General features: G+C 59.4%; 8 protein-coding genes and 1 tRNA gene. All 9 read left to right on the plus strand.

All coding sequences use genetic code 11. The features are described from left to right. Positions 1-29: 29 nt before the first annotated feature. The 9 genes from BM167_RS01660 to BM167_RS01705 all read left to right on the plus strand — a co-directional run bounded on the left by BM167_RS01660 (position 30) and on the right by BM167_RS01705 (position 14,654). Positions 30-2,219, plus strand: coding sequence for an elongation factor EF-2 (locus tag BM167_RS01660; RefSeq protein ID WP_092887817.1), 2,190 nt, complete (start codon positions 30-32; stop codon positions 2,217-2,219). 167 nt (positions 2,220-2,386) lie between these two features. Further along, on the plus strand, positions 2,387-3,565 hold the full coding sequence (locus BM167_RS01665) for a sensor histidine kinase (RefSeq protein ID WP_092887819.1): 1,179 nt from the start codon (positions 2,387-2,389) through the stop codon (positions 3,563-3,565). A gap of 286 nt (positions 3,566-3,851) precedes the next feature. Next, positions 3,852-4,433, plus strand: a complete 582-nt coding sequence (locus BM167_RS01670; protein ID WP_092887821.1) for an amino acid-binding protein — start codon at positions 3,852-3,854, stop codon at positions 4,431-4,433. Then, entirely contained in the window at positions 4,430-5,386 is a 957-nt protein-coding gene (locus BM167_RS01675; RefSeq protein WP_092887823.1) for a homoserine dehydrogenase, read from the plus strand. Before BM167_RS01670 ends, BM167_RS01675 begins: the two co-directional genes overlap by 4 nt. A gap of 186 nt (positions 5,387-5,572) precedes the next feature. Then, positions 5,573-6,838 (plus strand): translation elongation factor EF-1 subunit alpha, encoded by a 1,266-nt coding sequence (gene tuf, locus BM167_RS01680; RefSeq protein WP_092887825.1) that lies wholly within the window; start codon positions 5,573-5,575, stop codon positions 6,836-6,838. Position 6,839: 1 nt separating this feature from the next. Continuing rightward, positions 6,840-7,148 (plus strand): 30S ribosomal protein S10, encoded by a 309-nt coding sequence (rpsJ, locus tag BM167_RS01685; protein ID WP_092887827.1) that lies wholly within the window; start codon positions 6,840-6,842, stop codon positions 7,146-7,148. 229 nt (positions 7,149-7,377) lie between these two features. Further along, a tRNA-Ala gene (locus BM167_RS01690) sits at positions 7,378-7,449 on the plus strand. A gap of 279 nt (positions 7,450-7,728) precedes the next feature. Then, complete coding sequence (locus BM167_RS01695) at positions 7,729-8,760, plus strand: tyrosine-type recombinase/integrase (RefSeq protein WP_092887829.1); 1,032 nt, start codon at positions 7,729-7,731, stop codon at positions 8,758-8,760. A gap of 1,979 nt (positions 8,761-10,739) precedes the next feature. Then, complete coding sequence (locus BM167_RS01705) at positions 10,740-14,654, plus strand: Eco57I restriction-modification methylase domain-containing protein (protein ID WP_092887833.1); 3,915 nt, start codon at positions 10,740-10,742, stop codon at positions 14,652-14,654. Positions 14,655-14,698: the final 44 nt, after the last annotated feature.

The raw sequence follows: 14,698 nt of genomic DNA on the forward strand, positions 1-14,698 counted from the left end.
TGACCCTCCTTCCGGTACTGGCCAGTATAATGGGCCGACGAAAGAAGATTGTACAAGAGTGTGAGAAACTGATGGACAAGCCGGAGCAGATCCGGAACATCGCCATCGCAGCTCACGTCGACCACGGAAAGACGACGCTGACAGACAACCTCCTTGCGGGCGCCGGGATGATCGCCGACGAGGGCGAGGCCACCCGCCTGATGATGGACACCGAGGAGGACGAACAGGAACGTGGCATCACCATCGACGCGGCGAACGTGTCGATGACCCACGAGTACCAAGAGAAGAACCACCTCATCAACCTCATCGACACGCCGGGCCACGTCGACTTCGGTGGCGACGTGACGCGTGCGATGCGCGCCGTCGACGGTGCGTTGGTCGTCGTCGACGCCGTCGAAGGCGCGATGCCGCAGACCGAGACGGTCGTTCGTCAGGCCCTCCGCGAGGGCGTCAAGCCCGCGCTCTTCATCAACAAGGTCGACCGCCTCATCTCGGAACTCCAAGAGGGTCCCGAGGAGATGCAGCAGCGTCTCACCGACGTCATCGGCGACGTCAACGAACTCATCCGCGGGATGACCCAAGACATGGACAACGTCGAAGACTGGACCGTCTCCGTCGAAGACGGTACCGTCGCCTTCGGCTCGGCCCTCTACAAGTGGGGCGTCTCGCTCCCGTCGATGCAGGAGACGGGCATGTCGTTCGGCGACATCATCGAACTCGAACGCGCCGACAAGCGGATGGAACTCCACGAGAAGACGCCGCTCTCGAACGTCGTCCTCGACATGGTCGCGGAGCACTTCCCGAACCCGCTCGAGGCCCAGCCTCACCGCATCCCGCGCGTCTGGCGCGGTGACGCCGACTCCGACCTCGCACACCAGATGCGCGACGTCGACGACGACGGCGACGTCGTCTTCATGGTGACCGACATCTCGATGGACCCCCACGCGGGCGAAATCGCCACCGGTCGCCTCTTCTCGGGGACCATCCAGAAGGGCCAAGAGCTCTACGTCTCCGGGACGGCGGGCAAGAACCGCGTCCAGTCCGTCGGTATCTTCATGGGCGGCGAACGGGAGGAACTCGACCGCGGCGTTCCGGCGGGGAACATCGCGGCCGTCACCGGTCTCCGCGACGCCATCGCGGGTTCGACCGTCTCCTCTCTGGAGATGACGCCGTTCGAGTCCATCGAGCACATCTCCGAGCCGGTCATCACGAAGTCCGTCGAGGCAAAGAACATGGACGACCTGCCGAAACTCATCCAGACGCTCCAGCAGGTCGCAAAGGAGGACCCGACCATCCGCGTCGAGATTAACGAGGACACCGGCGAGCACCTCATCAGCGGACAGGGCGAACTCCACCTGGAAGTCATCACCCAGCGCATCCAGAAGAACCAGGGTATCCCGGTCGTCACCGGCGAACCCATCGTCGTCTACCGCGAGAAGCCCCAGAGCCAGTCGCGCGAAGTCGAGGGCGTCTCGCCGAACCGCCACAACAAGTTCTACATCACGGTCGAGCCTCTCTCCGAGGACATCGTCGAACAGATAAAGCGCGGCGAAATCTCGATGGACATGCCCGAACTGGAGCGCCGCGAAGCGCTGCAGGAAGCCGGCATGGACAAAGACTCCTCGCAGGACGTCGAACACATCCACGGGACGAACATCCTCATCGACGACACGAAGGGTATCCAGCACCTCAACGAGACGATGGAACTCGTCATCGAGGGCCTCGAAGAGGCGCTCGACGACGGTCCGCTCGCGGCCGAACCCGTTCAGGGGTCGCTCCTCCGGCTTCACGACGCGAAGCTCCACGAGGACACCATCCACCGCGGTCCGGCGCAGGTCATCCCCGCGGTCCGTAACGCGGTCCACCACGCGCTCATCGACGCGGACATCAAGCTCCTCGAACCCATCCAGAACGTCCGCATCGACGTTCCCTCCGAGCACATGGGCTCTGCCTCCGGCGAGATTCAGGGTCGCCGCGGGCGCGTCGACGACATGTTCCAAGAGGGCGACCTGATGGTCATCGAGGGCATCGCGCCCGTCGAAGAGATGATCGGGTTCTCCTCGGACATCCGCTCGGCCACCGAGGGTCGCGCGTCGTGGAACACCGAGAACGCCGGCTTCCGCGTCCTCGCGGACAACCTCCAGCGCGAGAAGATAATGGAGATTCGAGAGCGGAAGGGAATGAAGCTCGAACTGTCGCAGGCCGTCGACTACATCTGAGCGTCGGCGCTCTCTGACGCCGGACGCGCGTCCGGCGTCTCAGTTCTCTCTCGCTGCCCCAAGTGGCCGTAGCCGCAGGTTCTTCGACTCGCGATGGCTTCGAGTATCGATTTTGAGACTGTACCCGGAGCCTACATGTCGCCGCGCTCCGTCCGGGAGGTATACAGATGCGCCCACGACTGCTCTCTCTCGCCGACCGACTCGGGTTCTCGTCCCCGCCGGACGCGGCGTTCGACGGAACGCAGAGGCGGGGACCGAAACGACTCGTCGCAAGCGGGCTTCTCGCTTCGACCGGACTCCTCCTTCTCGTCCCGAACATGTATCCGCTCCTCCGCGGAGCGCCGACGCCTATCGCGACCGCCCTCTCGGTTCTCGGCTCCGCCGTCTCGGTCGGACTCGTCGCCGCCGGATATCTCCTCCACCGGAGCCGATTCAGCGACCGCAACGCGGTCAGAATCGCGGCGTGGAACGCCCTCGGCGTCGTCGTCCTCGGTCTCGTGATGCTCGGACACGCCGCCTCGCAGGGGGCCGTCCCGACCGGATTAGACACCACCACGTTCGTCGTCGCCAACCTCGTCGCTATCGCCGCCGCGGCGCACGTCGTCATCGGCGTCTACGACGCCCGGCGAGTCAGAGCAGAGCAACTCGCCAGAGAACGCCGTCGAATCGCCGTTCTCAACCGCGTCCTCAGACACAACCTCAGACACGAGGCGCAGGTGCTCTCTGGGTACGCCGACATCGTCGCGGCCGAGGCGGGCGCGAACGACCGACTCGCGTCCTCGGCGGCGACGGTCAAGCGGAGTGCCGATACGGTGGGGAGTCTCGCCGACGACGCGAAAGTCATCATGCAGGCACGAGAGCGGGGTCCGGACGCCTACGAACCGACGGACGCCGAAGCGGTACTCGGCGGTGCCGTAGACGACGTTCGCGCGGACTCGCCGTCGGCGGACGTGACCGTGCGCGCCACAGACGAGAGCGTCTCGGTTCTCGCGACGAGCGACCTCCGACGCGCCCTGTCCGAACTCGTCGAGAACGCCGTAGAGCACGGTTCGACGGGCGACTCTCCGTCCGACGACGCCGCGGAACGCGACTCCCCGAACGTCGCCGCGTCGGTCCGACGGGACGGCGACGTCGTGGAGTTCCGCGTCGTAGACGAGGGACCGGGCATCCCGGACCACGAACGAGCGGTCGTCAACGGCGACGCGGAGATAACGCAACTCACGCACGGGAGCGGTCTCGGCCTCTGGGTGGCGAAGGCAGTCGCCGAATCCCACGGCGGGGAGTTGACGTTCGCCGAGGGGGACGCAGACGGCGCAGTCGTGACGCTCTCGGTTCCACGGGCCTGATTCCGGAAGCGGCCGGACCGCTCTCGGGGGCAACGAGACGCGAGATATCTGAGGGCTGCCCGCCCCGTCGTCGTCCCGCAATCGCATCGACTGCGAACCGGCCTCCCCGTGTGAACGCACGCGGAGCGCCGGACAGATTTGCAACCGACGAAGGCTTATAAGCCGAGCAACGAGTTGTCGATAGTATGCAGACGGGGACCACTCTCCCGCGCCGCACCGACACGGAGCAACAGTACGACCGCTCCCTGTCGACAACAGGTGAGCGGCGCCGTCGGGGGGTGGAACGATGACCGGCGACGAAGACGCCGCAGACACCGGCCCCGACGCGGACGTCACCGAAACCGACGGCGGGGAACGGCCCCAACCGCACACGGTCCGTCTCGAACTCGTGGACGAACCCGGAGAGTTGCTCGCCGCCCTCCGGCCGATATCCGACAACGGCGGTAACCTGCTGTCCATCTTCCACGAACGGGGGAATCTGACCCCCCGCGGGCGAATCCCCGTGGAGGTGGACTTGGAGTGTCCGCCCGACCGCTTCGAGACCATCGTCGAAGCTCTCCGAAACGAGGGCGTCAACGTCATCCAAGCGGGCGCGGAGCGCTACGGCGAGGAACTGTCGGTCGTCCTCATCGGACATCTCGTGGACACCGACCTCTCGGATACGCTCCGCCGCATCGAGGAGTGCAGTTCGGCCTCGGTCTCCGACATCTCGCTCAACGCGCCGGAGGGCAGAGAGGACGTCTCCAGCGCCCGCCTCCGCCTCGCGACGCGCGCGGGCGAGACGGAAGCCGCGATCGACGCCGTCCGGACGATTGCCGACGAAAAGGAGTTACACGTCGTCGAACCCCTCACGGAGGGAACCGCATGAGCGGACACCGCCTCGCCGTCGTCGGCGCGGGTGCGGTCGGCGGGTCGGTCGTCGAACTCGCCGCGGAGTACGGCCACACCGTCACCGCCTTCGCCGACTCCTCGTCGGCCGTCGTGGACGAGGAGGGCATCGACCCCGCGTCCGTCCTCGAACGCAAGCGGACGGAGGGCGTCGTCGGGAGCGGCGACCCGGAGGACGCTCTCGACGCCGAGTACGACGTGTTGGTGGAGGCGACGCCGACGACGCTCGGCGACGCCGAACCCGGCTTCTCTCACGCGCGGTCGGCGCTCGAACGCGACAGACATCTCGTGCTCGCGAACAAGGGTCCGGTCGCCGAACGCTACGGCGAGTTGACGTCGCTCGCGCGCGAGAGCGCGGGCGACGTCCGGTTCGAGGCGACGGTCGGCGGCGCGATTCCCGTCCTCTCGACTATCGAGGACCTCGGCCCCTCCCACGTCGAGGCGGCGCGCGGCGTCCTCAACGGGACGGCGAACTTCGTCCTCTCGCGGATGGCCGCCGAGGGACTCGACTACGAACACGTGCTCGCGGAAGCGCAGGACCTCGGCGTCGCGGAGGCGGACCCCTCCTTCGACGTCGAGGGGACCGACGCGGCGTTGAAATGCGTCATCCTCGCGAACGTCCTCTCCGACGGAAGAGAGTACACCCTCGCGGACGCCGAAGTCGAGGGTATCACGGACATCCCCGGCAGCGCACTCGATTTGGCCGCCGAGGACGGGCGGACGATTCGCCTCATCGGCGAGGCGACGCCGAACGGCGGCGTCCGCGTCGGCCCGCGCCTCGTCCCGACGAACGCGGCGCTCTCTGTCACCGGGACGCGGAACATCGTCCAACTGGAGACCGCTCACGCCGGCCAGTTGAACATCAGCGGCCGCGGAGCGGGCGGCCCAGAGACTGCAACGGCCGTTCTCGCCGACGTCGGGCGACTCGACTGAGCAGCGACGCTCGGCGAGTCTGTCACCGAATTTGCATATTCGGGCGAGAATCCGGGATGCGGTGTGACATCTCGTCTCACAAAATCGCGGTACGACGCCGCTCTGGCCTGTATAGCGTATCGAAATCGTTTTAGGTGTTTCAGGTTAAACACCCTTCCACAGAGCGCCTTAGCGCGTGACCCACCAATGAGTGACAAACCGCACCAGAACTTGGCCATCATCGGCCACGTCGACCACGGAAAGAGTACGCTGGTCGGGCGACTCCTGTTCGAGACAGGATCCGTCCCCGAGCACGTAATCGAGCAGCACCGAGAAGAGGCAGAGTCCAAAGGCAAGGGCGGATTCGAGTTCGCCTACGTCATGGACAACCTCGCAGAAGAGCGCGAACGCGGTGTCACCATCGACATCGCGCACCAGGAGTTCGACACCGACGAGTACTACTTCACCATCGTCGACTGTCCTGGTCACCGCGACTTCGTCAAGAACATGATCACGGGTGCCTCGCAGGCCGACAACGCGGTTCTCGTCGTCGCCGCCGACGACGGTGTCGCGCCCCAGACCCGCGAGCACGTCTTCCTGGCCCGCACCCTGGGCATCAACGAACTCATCATCGCGGTCAACAAGATGGACGTCGTTGATTACAGCGAAGACACCTACAAGGAAGTCAAAGAGGAAGTCCAGAACCTCCTGCAGCAGGTTCGCTTCCGCTCCGAAGACGCGACGTTCGTCCCCATCTCGGCGTTCGAGGGCGACAACATCGCAGAAGCGTCCGACAACACGTCCTGGTACGACGGTCCGACGCTGCTTCAATCGCTCAACGACCTGCCGGCCGCGGAGCCGCCGACGGACGCGCCGCTTCGCCTGCCGATTCAGGACGTCTACACCATCTCCGGCATCGGTACGGTCCCGGTCGGCCGCATCGAGACGGGGACGATGAGCCCCGGCGACAACGTCTCCTTCCAGCCCTCCGACGTGGGCGGCGAAGTGAAGACGGTCGAGATGCACCACGAAGAGGTTCCGCAGGCCGGCCCCGGCGACAACGTCGGGTTCAACGTCCGCGGCGTCGGTAAGGACGACATCCGACGCGGTGACGTCTGTGGTCCCGCCGACGACCCGCCGTCCGTCGCAGAGACGTTCAAGGCGCAGGTCGTCGTCATGCAGCACCCCTCGGTCATCACGGCCGGGTACACGCCGGTCTTCCACGCCCACACGGCGCAGGTCGCGTGTACCATCGAGTCCATCGACCAGAAACTCGACCCCTCCTCTGGCGAAGTCGCAGAGGAGAACCCCGACTTCATCAAGTCCGGCGACGCGGCTGTCGTGACGGTGCGACCGCAAAAGCCGCTCAGCATCGAGCCGTCGGGCGAAATCCCGGAACTCGGCAGCTTCGCTGTCCGCGACATGGGCCAGACCATCGCGGCCGGCAAGGTGCTCGAGGTCAACGAGCGATAGAATGCAGCAGGCACGCGTTCGTCTCGCCGGGACCAGCCCGGAGGACCTCGACAACATCTGCGACGACGTCCGCGAAATCGCCAACAAGACGGGCGTCAATCTCAGTGGGCCGATTCCGCTGCCGACGAAGACGCTCGAAGTTCCGACGCGGAAGTCCCCCGACGGAGAGGGGACGGCCACGTGGGAACACTGGGAGATGCGCGTCCACAAGCGTCTCATCGACATCGACGCTGACGAACGCGCCCTGCGCCAGCTGATGCGCATTCAGGTGCCGAACGACGTCAGCATCGAGATCGTCCTCGAAGACTGATCTCGTCGGTGGGGGCTGCCCCCGACGCCGAACTCGAACGAGGCGCAGAGCTAGGGGCTGTCTCGCGTTCCGTGCGGTTCACGGCGCTGAGGCGTCCGCGCCTTCTCTCTCACTTTCGATTATCGTCCCTGTGAGCGACGGCCGAGTCGGTCGATACGGTGTGCGAGGCGTTCGCTCCACCGGTTCGAAACAGAAGGTACAAATGACCGCACGCCCTCGAACGAAGTGCGGGCTCGTAGATCAGTGGTAGATCGCTTCCTTCGCAAGGAAGAGGCCCTGGGTTCAAATCCCAGCGAGTCCATGCGCGTTGCGCACGTTCGGTAATCGCAACATGGCGACGCTTCTTTATATAACCACTACACCGTTAGAATCGCGTATTCGCTCCGTCTCTCGGCGTAGGTTGCCGGTTGTGTATTCGTGATTTCTTTGAGTCATCCCCCTGCCGTCTGGCAGTTAGCCAAAATGATTGCTCTGTCGTGTGAGTACTATGACCGGCAGATGGCCCGCTTCAATGACTTAACGATACCCTCTTTAAGATGTTAGAGTTATTACAAATCGCTTCTTAGGTTGGGCTATACCTGTGCCTCGAACGCACCAAACCAATCTCGAACCGATTCAGCCAGAGGAGGCTAAGGAACTGTATCTCTCACAGCGAGCGGATGAGGTTTCAGAGAGTACCATCCAAGCACACCACTACCGGCTCAGTCATTTCGTGCAGTGGTGCGATGAGGTCGCAGAGATAGACAACATGAACATTCTGAGTGGCCGTGACCTCCAGCACTACAAAATGTGGCGGCGCGATGACGGCGACCTCAACAACGTCACAATGGTCACGCAGTTATCGACACTTCGTGTCTTCATCAATTGGTGCGAGAACATTGACGGGGTAGCAAGTGGAACACACGATAAGATTTTGATGCCGTCACTGGCGAAGAACGAGGACCGACGAACGGCGATGCTTAGTAACGACGCGGCGAGTCGGCTCATTGAGTTCCTTCGAGAGTACAAGCGTGCAAGCCGAGAACACGCTCTTGTTGAAGTTCTATGGCACACCGGAATGCGAATTGGAGCGGCCCATAGCCTTGATGTAGAGGACTATGACGCCGATGGACAGTACGTTGAACTTCACCACCGTCCTGACACAGAAACGCGTCTGAAGAACAGAGAGGAGGGAGAGCGACACGTCTCTTTGAGTGCTGAAATATGCGATATATTGGATTCATACATCAAGTACAAACGCGAGGACGCCGCCGACATGTTCGGTCGTAACCCGCTGTTCTCCACCCCTCACGGAAGGCCAGCAAAATCGACTCTCCGAGATAATATCTACCAGACTACTCGACCGTGCGAATACACAGGGGAGTGTCCTCACAACCGAGAAATAGCCACCTGTGAAGCCATGGACCGAAACAAGGCGAGCAAGTGTCCATCGAGTGTGAGTCCCCACGCCATTCGGCGTGGCTCAATCACACATCACCTATCAGAGGACGTTCCAGAGAAGGTCGTCAGCGACCGGATGAATGTGAGCCTTGACGTTCTTGAGAAGCACTATGACCGCCGTGGGAATCGAGAGAAGGCCGAACAGCGTCGGGACTATTTGGAGAATATCTAAGGGAATATTCTGATTGGTGCTGGCGTCATCGCGTCTTTCCTTGACGGACTACTCGCCGTCTCGAAGTGGTTACGAGGTTGTGAAGTCGATTCTTCTACTCTCTCATGTAGGGGTGAAGCAGTTGGAAGTGGTTTGAAGAAGGGAGGAGTATCCATCTGTACTACGATGAGCCGGGAACCATCATTATTACAGAGATTATTTTCTCATACATATATCGGTATCATTAAGTGTATACACGTTGTGTATAGAGTGAGGGCAATTCGGACGGAGTAATGTGGTTTCTCTCGGTACTACTCAGCAACAATACAGAGGTTAGTATCACCTCTCATAGTATGACTCCTCATCTACAACGCGATGAGCCGGAGACGTGATTCGATTCAGCGGTGAGTTAGAAGTTGTAGGAGTCGGCGTAGTGTACCCATCACAGTAGTGAAGTCCAACTCTGCATCCTACTCCTGATGAGATTTAGTCTACATCCTGCCCTCATCGCATTGAACCTTTGAGTCAGAACTGAGAAGTACATCTCTCGAACTACCCCTCAACCTGTAGTCCTTCTCCCCTTCTTCACCTATCCGACTCGCCATACATCGAATTAGGGAGGGAGTGACACCGACCGTAGTGAGGAGGTACCACAGCGTTACCAACTACTCCGGCTCATCGCGGCAAACCTTTGGAACAATGCCTCGAACTTCCGGCTCGACCGAGGTGACGACCGTGAGAGAAGTGCGCGCCGGTTGGCACACGAGGCGACGGGCGCGAGCGCAGACAACGTAAGTCGCTCTGAGAAATATGCGGATTTTGGTTCCAATTTCACGGAATTACGTTGCGCTCTACCTGCCGATTCTTCGGGGATACGAAGGTATCGAAGGTGAATGTATGGATGATATGCAAGTATTTGGTTACTCTCTTTCTTATAGGTTTAGTGTGACACGACTGTATGAGTGACTGGCTTGCTGACGGACGACGGGAAATCAAAGAACGGCTGGAAAATGGAGACGGGGAGTACCGAGAATATCTGAAAAAGGAACGACCATACGTGTATTGGGGTTTGGAGTTTACTCCCGAGCCACCCGAAGAAGTCGCGCGAGAGTTGGGACTCGATTAGTACCATATTCACAGACTACTAAAATGTCTGTTAATTATGCGTTCAATCGCGCTCGGTGCGCTCGTACCCACGAGAGGTAATGCGAGGAGGCGGCGGTTGGTTCACGTCGATACCGTTGACTCACCGACCGAGTTCTCTAATTAGCATCTCTCTCAGTACGTCCCTTCTACGAGAGGAATGATACAGTCAGAGGAGTAACGCCGAAGTCTGGCTACTGTGTTTAATCTCACCGCAAGGATTCAACTCTACGTGTTTCAACCCTACCGCTAAGTTCTATTACTATCCCGGCCTCATCGCATCGAACTTTGTGAATTGTGGATGAGTAGCCTCACTCAGTAGTGCCCATAGATGCGGCACTACAGCAGGGCGCACGCGTGGGGCGTGACGCGACGAGCCACACAGTAGTTTATGTGAACTCCCCACTCCGGTTATTCTCCTCGTCGATTCTAAGCACCCTGATAAGCGCATGGGTGAGTTCCGTGAGTAATTGCATACTTTTCCTCACCAAAAAATGAAACCTCTTAGGAAGCCACACAGGAAATTCTGTGGGAAATGAATTTAAGATAAGTTTGTATTAGACAGTGACACCCCCGACCATCACCTACTAACGGAGAGGCAGACATACCCATAGCAAGAACGTGACCCGTGAGGGCGTTTCAAGACTCTCTGAAAGAGATACATCATATAACAAAACAAATCGCTGTGCTGGCCTGCTATACGTTGTGGGAAAGGTTGAAGCCAACAGGACAAATCAGACACCAGTAATATTTTTATGTGAGTTACGAACTATCAACTCATAAATACTAATTCCATCCACATCTACGCAATGTCTCCTCACTCACCTTTTTCATGGGTGAACGAATGGGACTGATTAATGCCGAACTCCTCTGCTCTCTACGATTCCATTCGTTCGATTGCCGAGCAAACGGACGACGATATGAGCGAACGCGACGTGGAAAATCTGTTTCTCGAACGCGGATTCTACGACGCGCTGGACTACGAAGGCACGGGAACAGACCTCCGAAGCGAGTTCACCCTGCCCGACGACCGACGCCCGGACTACATCACTCTCGACTCGAACGAAGCCGTGACTGCGGTGTATGAGTTCAAGACTACAGGGCGTGACCTGCCGCCCCACGAATCGCAACTGTTCGGATATATGGATTTCCTGCGGGCCGAATATGGGGTACTGACTAACGGCGAGGAGTTGCGGCTCTATCGACGGGGGGAGAACCGCCCCCTCATCGTGGCGTCAATGGCGTCGATTACTGAGAGTGATGCCCGCGACCTCGTCAGCGCCCTCCAGAAACGTGAGTTCGACCTCACAAGTGCGGATGACGTGAATCAGTTCCTCGAAGACCTCGACCCGATTCCACTTGACGAACAGGCTGAACTCGGACAGGAACACTTCTTCGACACCTTCCGGCTGGAAGAAGGCAGTCCGTTTGCCGACCTCGTGACCGGGATGATGGACTTGCTTGAAGAACTCCGCGATGAACGGGACGCAAAGTTCGTCAAGGGTGCTTACGACTTTTGGGAAGCGACCTACGCGAGTGAACCCGATGAAGTACCGGCATCGTGGGAACCGTTCATCGACGGGAACCAGTCGCTACGGGACTTTATGTTCTGTCTCGAAAGCGGTCACGCCCTCCTCGCGCGGCTCCTCCTTGCGAAAGCCACGGAAGACCACGACTTCTTCGCGGGAACCGGATACGACGGAATGGACGACTACTTCCGAGGCTTGCAGGGTTTCGGTCAAAGCATCAACCTTGATGCCTTCCCTGTCGCCGCAGACAACCTCATCGACGATATGCAAGAGCAGTTGGTCGAAGGGTTGTTCCAAGACGACATTTTCGTATGGTGGACTGACGGCTACGAGGAGCAACTCTCACGGGGTCACGAAACAGGAGCAAATCAGTTTGAGGCTGTCGCAAAGGAATCAGACGGAGTAGAGCGAATTAGCGAAGCCACGCGGAATCGCTTCAGCCGAGCCGTTGCCGAGGTGTTCTTCAACGTCCTCCGATTCGACTTTGGTGAAGTAGAGGGCGACCTCCTTGGCGACCTCTACCAGCGGTATTTCGACCCGGAAACGCGCAAAGCACTTGGGGAGTTCTACACGCCTCAGCCTGTCATCGACTATATTATGGACGGCGTCGGCTACGAGCGTGGCGTTTCCGGTGAACGGCTCATCGACCCGGCCTGTGGTTCGGGGACATTTCTTGTGGAAGCCGTTGAGCGGTATCTCGCTGACGTGGAACGCTATGAAGATGACCCGGACTGGAAAGACCATCTCCAAGACCTCTGTACGCGCCCTCGTGTGGTAGGACTCGACATTCACCCCTTCGCCGTTCTGATGGCACAGATTCGGTTCGTCGTCGCAATCCTACCCGCGTACCGCGAGGCGAAGCAGTCCCATCCCAATTACACCATTCGGCGTCTCCCTATCTACCGAACAGACACCCTCCGGAACGAGCGCGAACTCACCGGGGCCGACCTTGGTGGTGACGGAACGCGACAGATGACGTTTGACGCGATGACCGAAGACGAACAGGACGTGCGGATTCCCGTTCCCCTTCCGGTCGAAGTCGATGAGGACGAAGCCGCCGAGACGGAAGACGGGTTCCTCGTGCGCCGCGTTCGGATGCCGCTGTTCGACACCATCCAGTTGGAGACGGGAGTTGGGAACTTCGGGGAATACTTCGCGGCTCTACAAGGCGTGCTGGACACCGTCAAAGACCACATGGCCCTTGCCGAGGAGTTCGGCGGCGACTTCGACTGGACGTACCAGAGCGGCCTTGAGGAGCGAATCAATCAGCATACCTCGCAGGAGTACTCCGGCGTCGAGGATTTCTTCGCGCCCTACGTGAACGATATGCTGGAGAACGTTCGGTATCTCAAGGAGGAACACAACGACGGGCGGCTGTTCAAGATGTTCGAGGACACGGTGCTGGCCCTCGTTGTGAAGAATTATATGGAGTACGACTACGTCGTGGGCAACCCTCCCTACGTCCGTATCCAGAATCTCCCGGATAGTCAGAAGCGGATGATGAACCAATTGTATGAGTCCACAACAGGGAACTACGATATTTACGGCCCGTTCTATGAGCGTGGTCTTGATTGGTTATCTGAGGATACGGGAAAACTCGGGTACATCACTCCGAATCAGTTTATGACCACGGACTACGGCGAGGGGCTTCGGCGTGTGTTGTTGCGTGAAAGCCGAATCAACGAGGTATACGACTTCCGCGATTCGGGCGTCTTCGAGGATGCGAAGAATTACCCGGCTATCGTCATCCTCGAAGACGAACCGGACGTGAACGAGCGAAACGAGAACGAAATCCGGTGTGTGCGTGTGAAGGGTGATACGAAAGAACCTACGAACCGAAGCCTCGATACCGCAATCCTCGAATCAGTCCGTCAGCACCGTGACGAACCCGGCTATGAGGACGAGTTCATCAACGTTTTCGACCATCCGCAGGGTGACTTGGATGACGGATATTGGGCGCTGATGCCGCCGGAGGAACTGAATATCATTCACAAGATGGACGCGGCAAGTGACGCGAGTGTGGGGGATGTGACGGACTCGGTTTTTGCTGGAACACAGACCAGCGCGAACGACGTTTTCCTCGTCACGCCGATTGATGCCGACCGAATTTCTGCCGACGATACAGGTAGCACGGTCACGGTTGTTCCAAAGGGAGAGAGCCGAGAGTATGAGGTTGAAACAGATACGCTACGACCGTGGCTACAGGGTCGAGACATTAACCGATGGCGTGGAGATTGGTCTGGAGAACACGCAATCGTACCGTACACGCTCGACCGTGACGACGACGGGAACCTCTCCTCGAATCTAATCAGTCAGGAGAGGTTGGAAGACGAGTTGCCCTTGACGTGGTCGTATTTGACGGAGCATCGAGACACATTAGAAAGCCGCGAAGGAGGGCGGTTTGAAAACCGGGGAGACTGGTACGGGTTTGGGTATCCCAAGAGTATGACGCGATTTGAAGACCCGAAACTTATCTGCCCTGAAATCGCGGCAGAAGCGACGTTTATGTTGGATGAGGTCGGAACGTGGTATTTCAAGGCCGCATACGGTGTGCAACTCGAAGATGAGTTCAAGAGTCGAACAGATACGTTCGCCGCGCTGTTGAACTCCAATGCATTGGACTTCTATCTCAAGCACTACACGGCACTGAAGGTCGATGGATACTACAAGTACACCACGAACTATCTCACTCCCCTTCCGATTGCATGGGGCGACGACGAAGACCGCGACGAGATTCGGGGGTCCGTGTCTGCAATCACTACGGCGTTAGACACAGATGCCAAAACCGCGCGATTCCCTGAGGCATACCTCGGGGACTATGACGGCGAACTTGAGTACATCACCTACGAGTGGCAGACGCGCCGGTATCCTGTCAACGCCGAAGTACAGGGAGATGTGGAGGGCGACTTTACGGTACAGGCCGGTCGGTCGGACGTAATCAACGACCCGGCGATGTACTCTGACGACCGTGAGGCCCGGAAGCGTCGCGCCGAGTACGTTCACGCCGCCGTAGATGGCCGTAGGGTCAAGAGCGGCGAGGAAACGACCATTCCCATCCCCCGGAGCGACGATGGCGTTGAGGAACTTCTGAACCGTCTCGATGACGACCGCGATGAGGTGGCGGCGACGAACACCGAAGAACTGGAAAGAATGGTAAACGAGATTGTCTATGATATGTTTGGAATTACGCCTGAGGAGCAGGATGTGATTGAGGAGTTCTTAGAGACGTTCCGAGTGTACTGATTTGCCGAAACACTATCGTGGAGGACTACCTCAAAGTGTTCTGA

It is taken from the genome of Halopelagius inordinatus (genome assembly GCF_900113245.1).
In the GTDB taxonomy this organism is placed as follows: Archaea; Halobacteriota; Halobacteria; order Halobacteriales; family Haloferacaceae; genus Halopelagius; species Halopelagius inordinatus.

Excerpts from the sequence above, each read along its gene's own strand:
- BM167_RS01660 (WP_092887817.1), top strand. The coding sequence starts at position 30 with ATGGGCCGACGAAAGAAGATTGTACAAGAGTGTGAGAAACTGATGGAC.
- BM167_RS01665 (WP_092887819.1), top strand. The coding sequence starts at position 2,387 with ATGCGCCCACGACTGCTCTCTCTCGCCGACCGACTCGGGTTCTCGTCC.
- BM167_RS01670 (WP_092887821.1), top strand. The coding sequence starts at position 3,852 with ATGACCGGCGACGAAGACGCCGCAGACACCGGCCCCGACGCGGACGTC.
- BM167_RS01675 (WP_092887823.1), top strand. The coding sequence starts at position 4,430 with ATGAGCGGACACCGCCTCGCCGTCGTCGGCGCGGGTGCGGTCGGCGGG.
- tuf (WP_092887825.1), top strand. The coding sequence starts at position 5,573 with ATGAGTGACAAACCGCACCAGAACTTGGCCATCATCGGCCACGTCGAC.
- rpsJ (WP_092887827.1), top strand. The coding sequence starts at position 6,840 with ATGCAGCAGGCACGCGTTCGTCTCGCCGGGACCAGCCCGGAGGACCTC.
- BM167_RS01705 (WP_092887833.1), top strand. The coding sequence starts at position 10,740 with ATGCCGAACTCCTCTGCTCTCTACGATTCCATTCGTTCGATTGCCGAG.